Source organism: Paraburkholderia sp. GAS334 (genome assembly GCF_050436625.1).
Classification (GTDB): domain Bacteria; phylum Pseudomonadota; class Gammaproteobacteria; order Burkholderiales; family Burkholderiaceae; genus Paraburkholderia.
On sequence record NZ_JBNDMO010000035.1, the window covers coordinates 29,208 to 46,232 of the forward strand.

Genomic DNA, 17,025 nt, shown 5'->3' on the forward strand with positions numbered 1-17,025 from the left:
TCGCCTCCCGCGTGAGCGAAGCGGACTGCAAGTTATTGAGCCGACGTCTCCAGCCGATATCGCGGCGGAATGCGAGACTCACAGATGGGTTTTGCTTTGGGAGCGAAGCAGGAAATGAGCGATTTGCGAGCAGGTTCGAAGGCACTAGGACCGGAGCATGTCTCCGCTACCGCATCATCTTTTGGGCAGCGGTTGAGGTTTGATGTGTCTGCGGGAGGCATCCATCTTCAGCAATATGAATGTGTGCCAGGGACCTGGTCACATGACGCACTGGCTTTCTGTCGCATCGCGCTTCAGGAAACCGGTTCACCTCGAATCGAACGTGTAATCGATGATTCAAAAGAGCGGCAAATCAGACGCGCTGGCACGATCTCCATTAGTCCCTCGAACACATATCAGCGATGGACCTGGGACTGCGAGATGCGCGTGATATTGCTTTTTATCAGTCAAGCAGTATTAGACGAAGTTGCATTCGAGTCGGGGATGGGCACGAAGAGTTTTGAACACCTTACCCCGCTTGTGGTCGACGACAACCTGATCAAACACACCGCCCTTGGGCTACTGACGGAGTGTGTCGTTAGCTCCAAAGCCTCCAGCCTGTTGATTGGTACAGCTGGACGTCACGTGGCTGCCCACATTCTTACCCGTTATGCTCAAATTGAGCGCGAGGACAAATTCAAGGGTTTGGCTGAATGGAGATTGAAACGGTCTCTTGATTTTATCGAGCAGAACATGGGCCGGGATATCGGGCTGGAGGAGCTTGCTCGTAATTCTGATATGACACCGCACTATTTCTGCCGCGCTTTTCGGAAGTCTGTCGGTATGCCACCGTACCGCTACCTAGTCAGCAGAAGAATAGAAAGATCCAAAGAGCTCCTGACTTCTACCAGCATGGATGTAATAGAGATAGCTCTTGAGCTAGGCTTTTCGAGTCATGCGCACTTCAGCAATACATTTCGAAGTTTGGTCGGATGTGCCCCCACCATTTACCGATCACGCTCCCGCACGCTTAGTTCTGTAGTTCAAACGTAGCTATCGTGCCCGAAACAGACAATTTTTGAATCTCACGCATCACAACCTGGCGTAACATCGAAGTCACCGTGGACAGGCAGCATGCCGATTCACGGCTTGATCGTCGACAGGACGGTATTTCCCCGTGTATGGCAAGCGTGTTCCGCACGCTTGCGTTGCGTTATGCGTCGCCGATCATGAAGGAGCGCCAGTGTCGGCGCTCATGCCGGCAGCCACAATTCCGGCCACGGCGCAGGCTTCATCTGACTGCGAGATATCTCCGCTAATTCCAACTGCACCGACAATTTCTCCCGCAGCGTTGCGGATTAACACACCGCCAGGCACTGGCACCATGCGGCCGTTTGCGAGACTAATCAAGGCCGTAAAGAACGTCGGGTGCTCAGCCGCACGTCTGGCCAACTCCCGACCGCCAAATCCCATCGCAAGCGTGCCTGCAGCTTTTCCGATTGCGATATCCGGCCTCATCAGGCTCGCACCATCCTCGCGCTGAACTGCTACGATGTGTGCACCTTGGTCGAGCACAGCCACGCAGAGCGGCGCGAGCCCGGCCTTTCGACCATGTTCAAGCGCGGCGTTACAGATTCGGTTGGCCTGTTTGAGGGATAGTGCTGGCATGTTGTTGCTCCTTACCGATTGATGTGCCTTCACGAGGCGCTTCCATGAAGATATTTCCAAAGACTCTCTTGTAGTGAGAGACCGTAAGGGGACTATCGAACTTTCGACGAGACTTAACACGGCTAACCAAGAAGCTAATCGGCGGTTTCCAATCCGCGCCGTATCAATCTACACCCAGCTCTGCAATCCAGCTTGAGTTAAGAGATAACCAGTGGCTGGACAGTCGAAACCTTATGGTCCGCAAGGTAATTCTCAACGACTTTCAGTTCAACACGCTCGGGATCCTCGTAATAGCGTTTACCCGCTGCATCGATATCGCCTTTGTAGCTAATCGCCCACGTAAACATGTTCTCCTCCTTATCTACGAAAGCAAATAATATTTTGAAGCCATGACGCTGCCGGACTTTGCTGATTCGATGCCAAACTTCAAGGAACGCATCCCACTCACCTGGTTTGACACTGTAGCGTCGCAGAATCGTTGTTGTTGCGTTGTCGAGAGCTTGATCTGTCATTATTGATCCTCTGAATGAAATGGATGTCGGGCATCTCGTTTGTCGCTGGATCCTTTCCCCAAACGGCTGCCATCAACCTGACCCCGGAATGAGTGAGAGGCTGACGGACCAGTGACAGAATCAGATTTCAGTGGCGGCAGTTTACCCATCGTTTCGCTCATTAATTCTGACCGTTCTCGAGTACCTTCACCGCATCCATCGGCTAGTCGGCCAAGGGGGCCCGCGCCAGCGTCAGGGCTGTATCTTCGATCATGTCCTCCTGCCCGCCAACCATGCCGCGGCGGCCGAGTTCGACCAGGATGTCACGGGCCGACACACCGTATTTCTTCTCCGCACGCTTGGCAAACAGCAGAAAACTGGAATACACCCCCGCATAGCCCAGCGTCAGCGAGTCACGGTCGACGCGGATCATTTGGTCCATGATGGGCACCACCAGGTCTTCGGCCACGTCCTGAATTTTGAACACGTCGACACCGGTCTCGATACCCATGCGCGCGCAGACAGCGACGAACACCTCCATTGGCGTGTTGCCGGCGCCCGCACCGAGGCCTGCCGCCGCGGCGTCTATGCGGTTGGCACCGGCCTCAATCGCCGCGATCGAGTTGGCCACACCCATGGCGAGGTTGTGGTGACCATGAAAACCCAACTCAGTCTGGGGTTTAAGCGCTGCGCGCACTGCACTCAAGCGTATTTTCACATCGTCGGGCAACATGTACCCGGCCGAGTCGGTGACATAAATGCAATTGGCACCGTAGCCCTCCATCAGCAACGCCTGGCTGACCAGCGTCCCCGGGCTGGCCATGTGGGCCATCATCAGAAAGCCCACTGTATCCAGACCCAGCTCGCGCGACTTCGCGATGTGCTGCTTCGACACGTCGGCCTCAGTGCAGTGGGTGGCGACGCGGATGGAGCTCACGCCCAGATCCTTGGCCATCAACAAGTGCTCGACCGTGCCAATGCCGGGGATCAACAGAGCCGAGACCTTAACCTGCTTCATTAGTGGAATCACCGCACCCAGGTATTCTTCGTCTGTGTGCGCCGGAAAACCGTAGTTGACCGAGCTGCCGCCGAGCCCATCGCCATGGGTGACTTCGATCAGCTGCACGCCAGCAGCGTCCAAGCCGCAGGCGATGTCCCTCATCTGATCCAGCGTCATTAAATGGCGCTTGGGATGCATGCCATCTCGCAGCGTCATGTCGTGAACGATGACTTTTTTACCTCGTGGATTCATTAGATTCCCCTTTGAGCGTTCACACAAAAGCCGTGGCGGCAACTGGCTTGTGTGTGAGGCGGCCGGCGATAATTTCCTCCGCAAACATTTCGGCGGTGCGAGCGGCGGCGGCCGTCATGATGTCTAGGTTGCCGGCGTACTTGGGCAAGTAGTCGCCCAGACCTTCAACCTCCAAGAACACCGAGACACGGTTTCCGTCGAATACTGGGCCGTTGACCAGGCGATAGCCTGGCACGTACTTTTTCACCTCGATCATCATCTGGTGGATGGAGGCGCTGATCTTTTCCTGATCCGGTGTGGTTTCGGTTAGGCAATGCACAGTGTCCCGCATAATCAAGGGCGGCTCGGCTGGGTTGATGATGATGATGGCTTTTCCCTCTTTCGCACCACCGACTTTTTCGACCGCACTTGCTGTAGTGCGAGTGAATTCGTCGATGTTCTCACGCGTACCGGGACCAACCGACCGGCTCGACACTGTCGCGACAATTTCGCCATAACCCACCGACTGCACACGGCTCACTGCCGCCACCATTGGAATCGTCGCTTGCCCACCGCAGGTCACCATGTTGACGTTCAGCTCACCCTTGCCTAGATGCTCCATCAGGTTCACCGGGGGCACGCAGAACGGGCCAATCGCCGCAGGGGTTAAGTCGATCATCATCACGCCCAAGGCATTGAGTTTGCGCGAGTTCTCTGCGTGTACATAGGCGCTGGTGGCGTCAAAAACAATCTTCACACCATCGGCCAGGACATGTGGCAGCAAGCCATCGACGCCCTCAGCCGTGGTTTTCATGCCCATTTCGCGGGCGCGTTTGAGGCCATCCGATTCGGGGTCAATGCCCACCATCCAGACCGGATCAAGCACATCACTGCGTCGCAGCTTAGCCAGCAAGTCGGTGCCGATATTCCCCGGCCCAATCAAGGCACATTTGATTTTTTCCACGCCCAGTCTCCTCTCCGCAAATTTTTTCTACGAGTGTTAACAATCAGCCACCAAAGCGCACCGCACAACTCCCGATGCCACCAATCGTCACACGCAGGTTGTCCCCAGCCCGCACCGGCACCATGGCGCCCAGCGCTCCCGACAGCACAATCTCGCCGGCCTTGAGCGGCATGCCCAGTTTGCCAAGAGTATTCGCCAGCCACACCACCGCATTGACCGGCGATGCCAGGGTTGCAGCACCAGCGCCGGTCACTACTACCTCACCGTTTTTCTCCAGCACCATGCCGCAGGTTCGCAAGTCCAGGCTACGCGCGTCGACCATGCGGTCGCCCAGCACAAACGCGCCACAAGACGCGTTGTCGGCCACGGTGTCCTGAATCTTGATCTTCCAGTCGCGAATGCGGGAGTCAACGATCTCAAAGCAGGCCATCACTCCATCCGTAGCGCGTAGCACATCGGCAGCACTAATGCCCGGCCCCATCAGATCGTGCTTCAGAATGAATGCAATTTCGCCCTCGGCCTTCGGCTGGATCAACGATTGCATGGGAATCTCATCGCCATCGTTGTAGATCATGCCGTCGAGCAGTCGTCCGAAATCCGGTTGATGTACGCCAAGCATGCTCATTACAGCCTTGCTGGTCACGCCAATTTTTTTGCCAACAACGCGCTCGCCGCGTTGGAGGCGACGCTCGATCATGCGCTGCTGAATTCGGTAAGCGTCCTCGATCACGAGTTCGGGAAACCGGGTCGTTAGCGGCTCAACGACCGCACTGGCCAAAAGGGCCTCATAGAGTTCGTCACCAATCCGATCAACAAACGCTTGGTCTATGGAGTTCACGGGTACTTTCTATTGGTGGAAAGGGGTCGAAGTGACTGACTGGATAGAGACGGACAGCGCTCAGCCTCCCAGGGCCAATTAAATTGGCGACACATAAGAGCGCCCTCATTCACCGAACGAGAGAAATCTGTGCGCCAGCATGTCTCCGGGTAAAGCGTAGGGATCCTCCGAGTTGAATAGCAAGCCGCTTTGTCGGCGGCCGGAAGTGGAAAGGGGATCGTGGAACTATTCTAGGAATAGGGTTCTTGAACCGCTTTCCAGAATTGGGACTGCATTGCGCAATTTGGGACCATTGCGGCGTTGTTGAATAGATCAATATCTCTGAGAGGAAGTTGACAATCAAACTCGACCACTCTCCATCTTCATTTGCAGAGAAGTTGATCCTGCTGGCATTGAGGCACAAATCTACCGTGCGACGCGAAGTCGCTTGTAGAGGCTATTCCCCCTTCAATTTGAGGAACCAGCTGTGTCTGCTGTGATGGATCCAGTGGGTCGACGCAGCGCAACCTGCTGGCGGTTACCGGATGAGGTGGGCGGCGGCACACACCAGTGCCAACATGAGTCAATCGCCAATTAAATCTCCACGGACTACCAGGCAAATCCATTACGACGAAGACAAACCCTTCCATCGAATTCAACTGTCACGGCGTTCGATGCATCGGCCGAGTCGGCCCTGTCACGCGACGGTTGAGTTCCTTTTCTTGCTCAAGTTTCGAAAGTAGTTGCCGTAATGTCATTACGAACGGTACGCATACACCATCGGGAACCCGCTAATCCCGCAACCTTTCCACGACACAATTCAGATCACACGTTCCGGCGGCAAGACCTGAATAAAAGGTGGTCGTCCTTGGAGACATTGGCACACATGAAGCGACTGACTTTGAATCAGAAGCTCTGGGGTATTCTGGCCCTTCTCTGGCTCGGCCTGGGTGCCCTCGTTGTTGAGAACGCATGGATGGCCCGAGCGGACATGCTTGAGCAGCGCAAGAGCATGCTGTCGCAGCAGATAGACACCGCACTGGGCGTAATTTCCTTTTACCAGAAGAAAGCCGTTGACAATACGCTGGCGGTCGCCGAAGCGAAGCATCAGGCGCTCGAGAATCTCCGCGGGCTGCGCTACGGAACGGACCATAGCGGATATTTTGGCATATACGACTCGAACGTCACTGCGGTCCTCGTGCCACCCAAACCCGACCTGGAGTCGAAGTCCCAGGTTGGACTTGTCGATCCCACAGGCGCTCACATAGCGGTTGACCTCGTCAAAAGCTCATCGCCCGGAGGCAATCACTTCACCGACTACTTGTGGGCGAAACCTGGTAGCGATCGACCCGTGCGCAAGATTACCTATAGCGCGCTGGTATCCGACTGGGACTGGCACGTTTTCACGGGGTCTACGTAGACGACATCGACGAGGCGTTCCATGCGACATTGCTGCGCAATCTGTTACTCGCGGCGATCGTTGTGAGCGTTCTGACGGCCGGCGTGCTCGTCCTGATCCGCAATATCCGGACGAGTCTAGGTGGCGAGCCCGACTATGCGGCAGAACTCTGCAAGCAGATTGCCAAAGGTGATCTCAGCGTAAGCGTTGACCTTAGACCTGGAGATACGAACAGCCTTATGGCTTCGTTGAAGACCATGCGCGACGGCCTGTTGCAAGTCGTGTCAGAGGTACGCGAGAACGCCGAGCAAGTCGCAACTGCGGGTGCACAGATCGCGCAGGGCAATCTGGAACTGTCAGGCCGGACAGAAGAGCAGGCAGCGTCACTGGAGGAAACTGCCTCAAGCATGGTAGAACTGACCGTCACGGTTCGTCATAATACGGATAACGCACAGCAGGCGGCTACGCTGGCCGGTACGGCCTCAGGCATCGCGCAGCGTGGTGGCGATGTGGTCGGACGCATGGTTGAGACGATGCATGCGATCTCCGGCAGTTCAGCCAAAATGTCGGAGATCATCACTGTGATAGAGGGGATCTCATTCCAGACCAACATTCTTGCGCTCAACGCAGCGGTCGAGGCGGCCCGCGCTGGTGAACAGGGTCGTGGGTTTGCTGTCGTGGCCGGGGAGGTCCGCACGCTCGCGCAACGTAGCGCGACGGCAGCAAGGGAAATCAAGGACTTGTTCGGAGACTCGGTGTCACGGGTGAACGCTGGCTCGAAGCTAGTTGAGGAAGCCGGTAATACGATCAACGACGTCGTCCGGTCGGTGCAACGCGTGACCGACATCGTGGGCGAAATCTCGTCTGCATCGGAAGAACAGAGCACCGGTATCGAGCAGGTGAACCAGGCTATCGTTCAGATGGACCAGGTAACCCAGCAGAATGCCGCGCTGGTGGAAGAAGCCTCGGCGGCCGCGCAGTCGATGTCCCAGCAGGCCCAAGGTCTGCGGGAAGCGGTGGCATTCTTCAAGGTCGATGAAAGGGGATCGCCCGTGTAACGGATAGTTGATCGTTAGCGCGGGAGACCGGTCCGTGAAGGCACCGAAGCCCGGGATGCCCTCTCCTGCATCACTCACGGAATCCACGCGGATGGGCGAAAAATTACAGCAGGACATGGCTGCCCTCCCGGTTGGACCGCAACTCCAAAGGGCAGTCGCCGCGTCGCCGAAATATCTGACGCGATGCCCTGCCCCCAGATACCGGAGGACCTCCATGTACACCGTTGCATCAACTTCCCGATCGTCACTGCATACACGCTAGAGCCTGGCAATTTGAAAATGATTGCCCGCATCTGAAAGTAAGATGCGCCGGGGATGCTCAAACGGCTCAATGACATTCAAAGCTTCAGCCCCCGTCCACTTGCGACTGGAGGACCGGCGAGCCTCCGAAGGCCCAGAGGATGGCGATCGCGAGCACGGCGGCCGCGCCACCTAGCGTCATCGCATTCAGGAGGCCCAAACCATCCACCGCCAGGCCGCCTACGAATGAACCCACAGCGATCGAGAGCTGAAAGTTCGCGACGAACAGTGCCATCGCGCCCTCGCTGGCATCGGGAGCGGCCTTTACCATCCATACTTGTAACGCGATCGGGATTGCGCCATATGCCACCCCCCACACGGCGAGCAGCACCAGCGTGACGGCTTGCCGACTTCCGAGTACGGGCAACAGGAGCACCGAGACGATGAACAGTAAAATCGCTGCACTGAGCGCGGCCTTGACGTTGCGCCCTGCTGCCGCTCCGCCTACAAAATTACCGAGCAAACCGATCAGCGTGTAACCCAAAAGGATCGACGATATAGTCTGGCCGTCGAAGCCCGAGACCTTCGCGAGGAAAGGGGTGACGTAGGTGTAGGTGCCGAACTGTCCGCTTAGCAGGAAGAACATGGCGAGAAGTCCAACTTTACCCTTCCTCGTTGACACAATGCCGAAGAGGTCGCTCGGCCGGATGCTTAGCTCGACCTTCATCGACGGCAACAACATCACTTGCGCGCCAAGCGCGACGACCGAAAGCACAAGCGTCACTCCGAATGCTGCACGCCATCCGAACAGGTCACCGATCAGGGCACCCGCCCATCCGCCGACGAGCATGCCGATCGAGACCCCGGCAAAAATAATTGACGTGGCTTTCGCGACGTGCTTTTCTGGAACGAGCCGCCCGCCCACGCCGGCGCCAATCGCCCAGAAGCCGCCCAGTCCGATGCCGAACAGCACTCGGCCGAGGATCAAGACCGGGAAGTTGGGCGCCAGCATCGCGATGAGACTCGACGCCGCCAGCAACGCCCCCAACGCCCACAGCACCAGCCGGCGATCGTGCCGACCGACGGCCACCGTGAGTACCGGAGCCGCAATGGCAGCAAGGATGCCCGGCGCGGTGACCATTTCTCCGGCCGTTCCCTCGCTCACCCAGAGGCCATCACTGATGTATCTCAGCAGACCCACAGGCATAAACTCGGCGGCACAAAAGACAGTGGCGGTCAAGGCCACCGACACCACGGATAACCATTGGCGCGCGGTTGGCTTGGTGGTATCGGCGCCCGAGTCGGCTGGGTTCTGGGCCCCGGATTCATTTTCATTCGCAGCAGACATTTTCATTTTCCTTTAGAGCGTCGAACCACTGTCCACCTGCAAGGTGGCGACGGCAAATCGCGTTGAGGGGATGTCGATGGTCGAGTTCTTCAATCACCTCGACGCGCTCTGGACGGAATGCAACCTGGTTTTTGATCCATGCGACAGCGTCATATGGGTGTTCATACGTCCACACCGCATTCGCGGTGCGGGCGACGCCGACCGGCACGCTGTGATAGGAGCATTTGCCCTTGTAGGGGCACAGTAGATGGCGTGGGTGTGTGCACTCCAGCAACGCCATATCCACATCCTGGCGAGGAATGTATTGAACCGTCGTGCAACTAGCCTCTTCCGGCATGGGCGCGTTGCGCATGCAGGTGACGACGCGCAGCGCATTGCGCTCGATCGCAATGGACGGCCCGGTCCTGGTGCTCTCATCGTCTTGGCGCTGGAGGATAGTGGTTGTTTCACTGTCGAATCTCCTCAAGGATGATGAAGGGCGTGCCACCCCACCTTGCAAACCCGTGACATGGGATGGGGGCCGGACCGAGGCTTGCTATCAATGGGTTCAGCGCAGTCACCACCTGCGCGGACTGCCCTGGCGGCCACGGCACAGTCGGCAACGGCCTTCGACATCGCCGAGCACCACCCCGTCACCTCGTCATAGCCCCGCGCAGTCAGCGCACCGGAACCAACGCGAGTGAACTCCTTGCAAAAACTATTTAGCGTCAAGGAATATCTTGGTGTGCTGGACAAACAGCTCGGGGTACTGGTGGTGGGCGCCGTGATTGGCATCCGGATAAAGGATGAGCTGCGCGTTGGGAGCGTGCTGCTGTAGCAGATAGGAGTTGATGGTGGGGATAATGATGTCGTCGTTGCCGTTGACGACCAGGATTGGTTGATACAGTTCCTTCAGGTGGGCATAGGTCTCGTCCTTCTCAGCGCCGTAAGCAGCAATGGCGGCGCCTTGGGCCTGGATAGTCTCCATCGAGACTGCCGCGTCGCGATCCTTACGGGCCATCATGCGCGCCAGATAGGCACGGCCGGCGGCCTGGCTGGCCTCGGAGGGGGAGAACAGGATCGGCAGCCACATATCTTCCTGGTGTTCGTACTTCTTGGAGAAGAGAGCTCTGGTCTCCGGTGGCGCTTCACCGACGCCCACTCCACCACGCGGCGCCGTGCCGACCAGGACGAGCCGACGCACAAGCTTAGGCCGGTCGAACGCCACCTGTTGGGCAACCAGGCCGCCCATCGAGTGGGCCAGCATGTCGACCGTGCCGAGGCCGAGCGCGTCAATGAACGTCTCGGCATCGCGCGCAGTCTGCCGGATCGTGTCCGGAGTGGTCCCGGTGGATGAGGCGACCCCGGCATTGTTGAAGAGGATGACTTCGCGGTCAGCGGCGAACGCGTCGGTCAGCGCCGGGTCGTGATCGTCGAGGTTGCCCATGAAGTGCTGGAAGAAAACCAGAGGCACACCACTCCCGGAACCGAAGCGGCGATAAGCGAAGCGGATACCGCCGGCGTCGACGAACTGGGTGGGGGCTGTTTGATGTGTGTGAACAGTCATGTCAGAACTCCTTGGAAAGTCGAAGCCGGACCAGAGGGCGGCCAGGAAATCGTTTTGGGAATCACCGTCGATCCGGGACGCTTCGCTACTGTGCGAAATCTAGGCGTCTGGAGCGCATTTGAGAAAGACTTTGTGAGCTGGTGTCCATGCCCGATAAGCATGGCAGGGAGAAGAACCCATGGAACCACGTCAACTCCAGGTACTGCTAATTGGTGCCAATGAGGCTGCCCGCGCCGGCGCGGTCGGGTGTCCGTATAGACAAGAGTCCGTTCAAACCACCTTGCCTGTGTAGATGGGTCTCGCATCCCCGGCCTGAAGGCCCGGGCTTTCAGGTGATGTCGGGTAAATCTGAGCCACCTATGTCCGGCCATGCCAACAAAATCTGTAGGGCGGCCGGCGGGTTCTCGCCGGCCGCCCTACCCGATCACGTCTTGGCGCTCGGTCGACCGAACACGCTGTCATCCCAACGGCGCAATGCATCTGCCTCGTCGAGCATTGACATCTTCAGGCCTCCGGGCGCGAAGTCCACGGTCACTGGCAACGTGGCTCTCACACGCTCAGTCCAGGAAGCGGTTCGCTTCAGCAACGAACTCGTTGTGGTACTGATACCAGGAACCATGATTGGCGTCGGGGTACAGCACGAGCTTCGCGTTGGGCAGGTTCTGCGCCAGATAGAGCGAGTTGACCGTATATACGATCACGTCGTGAGTGCCGCTAACGACCAATGTCGGTTGCTTGATATCCTTCAGATAGGCAAAGCGCTCACCGGGCTGGTCGCCCCACTCGGCAATGGCGGCGACTTGTGCAGGCACGACTTCCTCGTTCGGCGGCAGGTCGCGATTCTTCGTCCGCGACGCGTAGCGCTTAAGGAACTCACGTCCCGCCGCCTGACTCTTCTCCGAGTCGGTGAAGAACACCTTCAGCCACATGTTTTCGGGCGGATTGTATTGAGCGCCGAAGACGGCACTGGTCTCAGGCGTAACGTGACCTTTGCCATCGCCGGCGTCCATGTTGCGTGGTGCGGAACCGACGAGAATCAATGTGTCGATGAGTTCGGGGCGGTCAAGTGTGATTTGCTGCGCGACCATACCACCGATGGAAAAGCCGAGGAGATCAACTTTCTTCAACCCGAGTGCGTCGATGAACGCTTCGGCATTCTTCGCCATGCCAGCGAAAGTGTTTGGCACCTCGCCCGTAGAGGCGCCAATGCCAGCGTTGTCGAAAATGATGATTTCGCGTTCCTTGGCCAGACCGTCCAACACAGCCGGGTCCCAGTTGTCGAGATTACCGGAGAAGTGCTGATTGAACACCAGCGGCAACTTGCCCGGCTTACCGAAGCGGCGGTAAGCGAAGCGGATGCCGTTAGCTTCAACAAAACGGGTCGTCGCTGTGACCGCCGTTTGCTCGCTATGCTTGCCGCCTTGGTGGGCAGGAGCGGCCGCGACGGAGGGCAAAGAGGGCAATGCCAAGGCGAGTGCTGTTGCTCCGACTAGCGCGCCGCGCTTGGCAAAGTTGTGAAGGCGTGATGTGTGATTCATGTTTGTCTCTTGGGTCGAACGATTCGAGAGAATTGCGAAGGGAATGGTTGCGGCATCAGGGCAGTCATGCTTCCACTGCGGTTTGCACATAGAACGGATAGTCGTTGTAGCCGCGAGCGTCGCCACCGTGTCACGACCGTAGGCGTTGAGGGGAGCAGCTTCTTGATTCGCCCAGGCAGATATCCGGGGTTGGCGAAGCGAACCTCATGGCTCGACAATACGGCTCGCGCATTGATTCGTCTAACGAATGATTTATAAGAGCAATATCACTGAAAATGATGAATCAGAGGAGCTACAGCCTTGAAAAACGTCGATCTGCATTTGATTGCAATCTTCGATGCGGTAATGACCGAGGGATCCATAACCAAAGCGGCGGCCCGGTTGGCGATTACGCAATCCGCTGTAAGCAACGCGGTGGCACGGATGCGTCTGGTCTGGAATGACCCGCTGTTCATTCGGGCGGGACGCGGCATCAAGCCCTCTGCCAAAGCAGAGGCTCTATGGCGGGATATTGAAGGGCCGTTGGCTTCGATCCGCATGGCGGCTGCGCCGACCCAGTTTGACCCCTCGACGTCCACTCACACGTTTCGCCTCGCTCTAACCGACTATCTTTCGGGCGCTTTGTGGCCGCCCCTTCGTCGGTACATCGAAGCGCAGGCGCCGGGCATATCGCTATATGCCGTGCCCTACACGAGCCGGAGTGCGCAAAAGCAGCTCACCGACAACGAAATCGACATTTGTTTTAGTGGCCTGTCGGAAATGGGGAATGAGATTAGGCTTCAACGAGTGTTTGTCGAGGACTGGATCTGCGCGATGCGGCGGGACCATCAGTTGGCCAAGTCGCCGCTTACCGAGGAAGCATTCCTCAGCGCTGACCACCTGCTGGTGTCGCTGTCGGGAAATCCCGTCGGTGTCGTGGATGCGACGCTCGATCGCCTGGGCAAACGCCGCAAAGTCGCCGTTACGCTAAACAACTTCGGCGGCGTGCCTCCGCTGCTGCTCGCGTCGGATCTGATATGCGTACTGCCTGCTGGTGTTATCCGAACACATGCTCTCCGGGACGAAGTGCACACATGCAGGGTACCGTTCGACATGTCGCCATTTCACTGTCAGATCGCATGGCACGCTCGCAATGATCGCGAGGCGGCCCACCGGTGGATGAGAGCACTTGTTGCCCAAATGTGCAACACCATCTGGGGGACCGGGACGGCTTCGTGAGGCTCATCGCTTGAGGCTTATAGGGATGCTTACCTCACGTCGTCGTGCGGAACGCAAATATCGTAGCGCTGGCGCCGATGCGGCGATCGCGCTGGACTAGACCTGACACACACGTTAGTAATGACCGGACCGTAGCCGTTGTGCGGTGAAAAGATTCACTGCATTGACCTCGGGCCGTCGAAGCAATGACCACCACTGGACGCGCTCGATTCTGTCAAAATCATGCACACGACATTGCGAAAGCCGTGTCGTCGGTTCGGGAAAATGGATTTTAGAATGCCGTCTACGCAATCAGGTGCTGTCCTGCCGCCGCGGCTGACGCCCCCTTTCGACGGGAATATCAATTCATATTGATGTCCGCGCCACGCTAGAAAGGTTCGTTGAATGGTCGCAGATCGATCTCCTGCGACCACGCACTAGGCGGCTGTTGATGGAGAAACCAGTAGGTGTCAGCGATATCGTCGGGATTCAGCAAGCCGCCCGGACCGCGCTGCGCAACTCGCTTCGGCGCCAAAGTGCGCAAGCGCTCGCCGTCGATGCCACCGTCGACCACCACATGCGCAACGTGGATATTCTGCGGGCCGAACTCGCGTGCGAGGCTTTGCGCGAGCGAGCGCAAACCAGCTTTGGCGGATGCGAACGCCGCAAACGGCGGGCGGCCACGCGTGGATGCGGTCGCACCCGTAACAGCAGCGAACCTCGATCGGACGCCAGAAGCCGCGGCAGAGACTCTCGGGCGAACAGGAAGCCGCCAGGCGTCGATACTCGCCAAGCCGCTTCAAACTGCTCGGCACTAAGTTCAAGCGTCGGCACGCTCGTAGCACCTGAGGCATTGAAGATTGCCACTTCCAGCGTGCCGAACCTCGTCAGTTGCTGCGCGATAGCGGCCAGATCGCTTTCGCTAGTGACATCGCCCGGCAATGCGACGGCATGGCCGCCCGCGCCACGGATCTCTTCGACAAGCGCGTCGAGACGCTCTGGAGAGCGCCCCGTCACAATCACCGTGAGACCTCCGCGAGCGAACCGGCGGGCAAGCGCTGCGCCAAGTCCGGCACTCGCACCGACCCCGGCAACCCATGCGAGGCGCGTGGGTTCATCTTTCTCACTGAAAAGCTCGGTCATCGAATTCTCCATTTGCCGTTACCACCATCACCAACGCCAACTACGTGATTAAGGTCGATTCACCCGGCTTTTCCGCTATCGGCCATGTTTCAGCTCGAGGGCGACTTGAAGTGTTCAGCCTTGCGGTTTGACTAATCCCGTCGCTCAAAAAATCGGTTCCCAGGCCGAGGCAGCCCCAGGTTCTCGCGCAGCGTCGCACCTTCGTATTCGCGCCGGAATAAGCCGCGTTTCTGTAACTCTGGAATGACCTTTCCAACGAAGTCGTCGAGACCGCCCGGCAAGTATGGAAACATCACGTTGAATCCGTCTGAGCCCTCTTCCAGCAACCATTGCTCCATCTGATCGGCAATCATTGTGGCTGTACCGACCATCTGCAATCCCGAGTAACCGCCCATCCGCTGGGCAAGCTGGCGGATCGTCAACCCATCACTCTGAGCCCAATCGACAATCCGTTGCCGCGTCGAGCGGCTCGCATTGGTTTCCGGAATCTCGGGCAGCGGGCCGTCCGGATCGAAACCGGACACGTCGTGCCCCACTGCTATCGACAACGACGCAATTCCGCTTTCGTAGTGCACAAACGTATCAAGCCGCTCTCGTGTTTCCTGCGCCTGCTCCAACGTGTCGCCGACAACCACGAACGCCGCAGGCAGCACCTTCATATGATCGCGATCGCGTCCGAGTTTCACCATACGCCCTTTGACATCGGCATAAAAGCGCTTGCCGTCCTCCAGAGTGGCTGGTGCGTTGAATACCACCTCAGCAGTTTCTGCCGCGATCTGCCGCCCTGCTTCTGACGATCCGGCTTGCACGATCACAGGCCAACCCTGAACCGGACGCGCAACATTGAGTGGACCGCGCACTGAAAAGTTCGCGCTCTTATAGTTAAGAACGTGCAATTTTTGGGGATCGAAAAATATGCCCGCTTCTTTGTCACGGATAAATGCGTCGTCGGCCCAACTGTCCCATAGACCGGTTACGACATCGAAAAACTCACGGGCCCGCCGATAGCGCTCGTCGTGCTCGACGTGTTCGTCGAGGCCGAAATTAAGTGCGGCATCCGGATTTGACGTCGTCACAAGATTCCATCCCGCACGGCCGCCGCTGATATGGTCGAGCGACGCAAAGCGCCGTGCTAGGTGATAAGGCGCGTCGAACGTCGTGGACCCCGTAGCTATCAAGCCCAGTCTTTCGGTGACTGCTGCAAGCGCCGGGAGCAGTGTTAATGGTTCGAATGACGTAACTGTATGGCTGTATTTGAGCGCATCTACAGGCATATTAAGAACCGCAAGGTGATCCGCCATGAAGAATGCGTCGAACCGGCCTCGTTCAAGTGTCTGGGCAAAATGCTTCAAGTGCGCAAAATTAAAGTTGGCGTCAGGATAAGCGCCAGGATAGCGCCACGCGCCTGTATGGATCGTCGTGGGGCGCATGAAGGCGCCGAGGCGGAGCTGACGTGTCATGTGATTCAATTCCTTCGGAATTCTGGTGGCGCCAGTTTAATCACGTTTCGCCAGACCTGCTTGCGTGTCTAAATTGACGCACATATCGAATGATTCGTCATGCGAATCACGTTGTCGTACGACTCAACTTCCGCGCATCAACCAGGCGTTGCGCAAAAAAGTCCATCGCTGGCAAAGCTCTCAGCAGTTGAAAGTCAGGCGGCGGACATCGTTACGAATGTCAGCCGGCGCTGCCCTCTGCCCAGTTCCTGCAGGTGCTGACATGCATGGATGCGCGGCGGGTGTAAGCCGCTCCCGGCAAACCCGGTTGTCTGCGACGGCAACGAAAGACCACTGATGACAAAGGTCCATAGCCGCCTCATCAGCGCCCATGCCTATTAGGCATGCCTCCCAGCCTACAAAGTCTTTCTATTTTTCCCGATAGGCCGCTAGATTACGAACGAACGGCTGCGTGGCGCCCTCCATCCTCAGAACGGACCCGATTAGCCATCGCCTCGATACCTTTTATGCGCAAGGCAGTGGAGTCGAAAATCGACCAATCACTTAGTTTGATCAACGGCGCGCTTACCAGCATCGGTGGCAGTGCGACACGCGTGCTTGCTGGCGGCGGTACGTGCATTGGTTGCGAAATGACAGCTCACTGTGGGCAGTCGCTTCTGAGTCAAATCACTCCGGTTTGGCAGATCTCGGGGCGCTTTCACCAAGGTGCACGTCAGCAACGAGGATTTCGATCACAACCTCGTTGTCGCATCGGCACCCTGTAGATCCGGGCCCGAGGTTGATTCCCTGTCTGCCACATGGTCACGGTGGCACGGCAATCCATTCGCCAGCGTTTTTGGACGGTCTATGAATGAGGTTGACCCGCTTCGACGGACAGATTTGCAGTTGCGATCGATGTGCGGTTTAGCCTCCATTGAGCGATGAGTCGCGGGTTGTCCACCGTCGG

Annotated in this window: 13 protein-coding genes and 2 pseudogenes; 4 read left to right on the plus strand and 11 right to left on the minus strand. The window is 57.7% G+C overall.

Going from position 1 to position 17,025, the window contains the following annotated elements:
* Window positions 1-84: 84 nt before the first annotated feature.
* A complete protein-coding gene (locus P3T21_RS33535) occupies window positions 85-1,032 on the plus strand; it encodes a helix-turn-helix domain-containing protein (RefSeq protein ID WP_429260227.1) in 948 nt (315 codons plus the stop codon).
* A 174-nt stretch (window positions 1,033-1,206) separates the two neighbouring features.
* Here P3T21_RS33535 and P3T21_RS33540 read toward each other — a convergent pair whose 3' ends face one another.
* The 5 genes from P3T21_RS33540 to dmpE all read right to left on the minus strand — a co-directional run bounded on the left by P3T21_RS33540 (window position 1,207) and on the right by dmpE (window position 5,162).
* Complete coding sequence (locus P3T21_RS33540) at window positions 1,207-1,647, minus strand: GlcG/HbpS family heme-binding protein (protein WP_429260228.1); 441 nt, start codon at window positions 1,645-1,647, stop codon at window positions 1,207-1,209.
* 197 nt (window positions 1,648-1,844) lie between these two features.
* Entirely contained in the window at window positions 1,845-2,159 is a 315-nt protein-coding gene (locus P3T21_RS33545; protein ID WP_429260229.1) for a hypothetical protein, read from the minus strand.
* 202 nt (window positions 2,160-2,361) lie between these two features.
* Window positions 2,362-3,390 carry a 4-hydroxy-2-oxovalerate aldolase gene (dmpG, locus tag P3T21_RS33550; protein WP_429260230.1) on the minus strand — a complete coding sequence of 343 codons (1,029 nt, stop codon included), beginning with the start codon at window positions 3,388-3,390 and terminating at the stop codon, window positions 2,362-2,364.
* Window positions 3,391-3,409: 19 nt separating this feature from the next.
* The gene (locus tag P3T21_RS33555) at window positions 3,410-4,333 is read right to left on the minus strand and encodes an acetaldehyde dehydrogenase (acetylating) (RefSeq protein ID WP_429260231.1); all 924 of its coding nucleotides are present in this window, start codon (window positions 4,331-4,333) and stop codon (window positions 3,410-3,412) included.
* A gap of 43 nt (window positions 4,334-4,376) precedes the next feature.
* On the minus strand, window positions 4,377-5,162 hold the full coding sequence (gene dmpE, locus P3T21_RS33560) for a 2-oxopent-4-enoate hydratase (RefSeq protein ID WP_429260241.1): 786 nt from the start codon (window positions 5,160-5,162) through the stop codon (window positions 4,377-4,379).
* A gap of 874 nt (window positions 5,163-6,036) precedes the next feature.
* Between dmpE and P3T21_RS33565 the strand changes: the two genes are divergently transcribed.
* Both P3T21_RS33565 and P3T21_RS33570 read left to right on the plus strand, forming a co-directional pair.
* Window positions 6,037-6,570, plus strand: coding sequence for a cache domain-containing protein (locus P3T21_RS33565; RefSeq protein WP_429260232.1), 534 nt, complete (start codon window positions 6,037-6,039; stop codon window positions 6,568-6,570).
* A gap of 248 nt (window positions 6,571-6,818) precedes the next feature.
* A pseudogene (locus tag P3T21_RS33570) lies at window positions 6,819-7,607 on the plus strand (methyl-accepting chemotaxis protein); the annotation flags it as partial.
* Window positions 7,608-7,953: 346 nt separating this feature from the next.
* On the opposite strand, the gene P3T21_RS33575 reads toward P3T21_RS33570, so the two are convergent.
* The 4 genes from P3T21_RS33575 to P3T21_RS33590 form a co-directional block, all read right to left on the minus strand.
* Window positions 7,954-9,195 (minus strand): MFS transporter, encoded by a 1,242-nt coding sequence (locus P3T21_RS33575; protein ID WP_429260233.1) that lies wholly within the window; start codon window positions 9,193-9,195, stop codon window positions 7,954-7,956.
* Entirely contained in the window at window positions 9,179-9,682 is a 504-nt protein-coding gene (locus tag P3T21_RS33580) for a DUF427 domain-containing protein (RefSeq protein WP_429260234.1), read from the minus strand. Before P3T21_RS33580 ends, P3T21_RS33575 begins: the two co-directional genes overlap by 17 nt.
* A gap of 210 nt (window positions 9,683-9,892) precedes the next feature.
* Entirely contained in the window at window positions 9,893-10,741 is an 849-nt protein-coding gene (locus P3T21_RS33585; RefSeq protein WP_429260235.1) for an alpha/beta fold hydrolase, read from the minus strand.
* Between the two features lie 557 nt (window positions 10,742-11,298).
* On the minus strand, window positions 11,299-12,369 hold the full coding sequence (locus tag P3T21_RS33590; protein ID WP_429260236.1) for an alpha/beta fold hydrolase: 1,071 nt from the start codon (window positions 12,367-12,369) through the stop codon (window positions 11,299-11,301).
* 210 nt (window positions 12,370-12,579) lie between these two features.
* Between P3T21_RS33590 and P3T21_RS33595 the strand changes: the two genes are divergently transcribed.
* Window positions 12,580-13,497 carry a LysR family transcriptional regulator gene (locus tag P3T21_RS33595; RefSeq protein WP_429260237.1) on the plus strand — a complete coding sequence of 306 codons (918 nt, stop codon included), beginning with the start codon at window positions 12,580-12,582 and terminating at the stop codon, window positions 13,495-13,497.
* Between the two features lie 367 nt (window positions 13,498-13,864).
* Here P3T21_RS33595 and P3T21_RS33600 read toward each other — a convergent pair.
* Together P3T21_RS33600 and P3T21_RS33605 are read right to left on the minus strand one after the other, a co-directional pair.
* Window positions 13,865-14,619, minus strand: a pseudogene (locus tag P3T21_RS33600) (SDR family NAD(P)-dependent oxidoreductase).
* A 131-nt stretch (window positions 14,620-14,750) separates the two neighbouring features.
* A complete protein-coding gene (locus tag P3T21_RS33605) occupies window positions 14,751-16,079 on the minus strand; it encodes an LLM class flavin-dependent oxidoreductase (protein ID WP_429260238.1) in 1,329 nt (442 codons plus the stop codon).
* Window positions 16,080-17,025: the final 946 nt, after the last annotated feature.

Coding starts and splice junctions, on each gene's coding strand:
- P3T21_RS33590 (WP_429260236.1), bottom strand. CDS start 12,369: ATGTGCAAACCGCAGTGGAAGCATGACTGCCCTGATGCCGCAACCATT.
- dmpG (WP_429260230.1), bottom strand. CDS start 3,390: ATGAATCCACGAGGTAAAAAAGTCATCGTTCACGACATGACGCTGCGA.
- P3T21_RS33575 (WP_429260233.1), bottom strand. CDS start 9,195: ATGTCTGCTGCGAATGAAAATGAATCCGGGGCCCAGAACCCAGCCGAC.
- P3T21_RS33605 (WP_429260238.1), bottom strand. CDS start 16,079: ATGACACGTCAGCTCCGCCTCGGCGCCTTCATGCGCCCCACGACGATC.
- P3T21_RS33565 (WP_429260232.1), top strand. CDS start 6,037: ATGAAGCGACTGACTTTGAATCAGAAGCTCTGGGGTATTCTGGCCCTT.
- P3T21_RS33585 (WP_429260235.1), bottom strand. CDS start 10,741: ATGACTGTTCACACACATCAAACAGCCCCCACCCAGTTCGTCGACGCC.
- P3T21_RS33535 (WP_429260227.1), top strand. CDS start 85: ATGGGTTTTGCTTTGGGAGCGAAGCAGGAAATGAGCGATTTGCGAGCA.
- P3T21_RS33545 (WP_429260229.1), bottom strand. CDS start 2,159: ATGACAGATCAAGCTCTCGACAACGCAACAACAACGATTCTGCGACGC.
- P3T21_RS33540 (WP_429260228.1), bottom strand. CDS start 1,647: ATGCCAGCACTATCCCTCAAACAGGCCAACCGAATCTGTAACGCCGCG.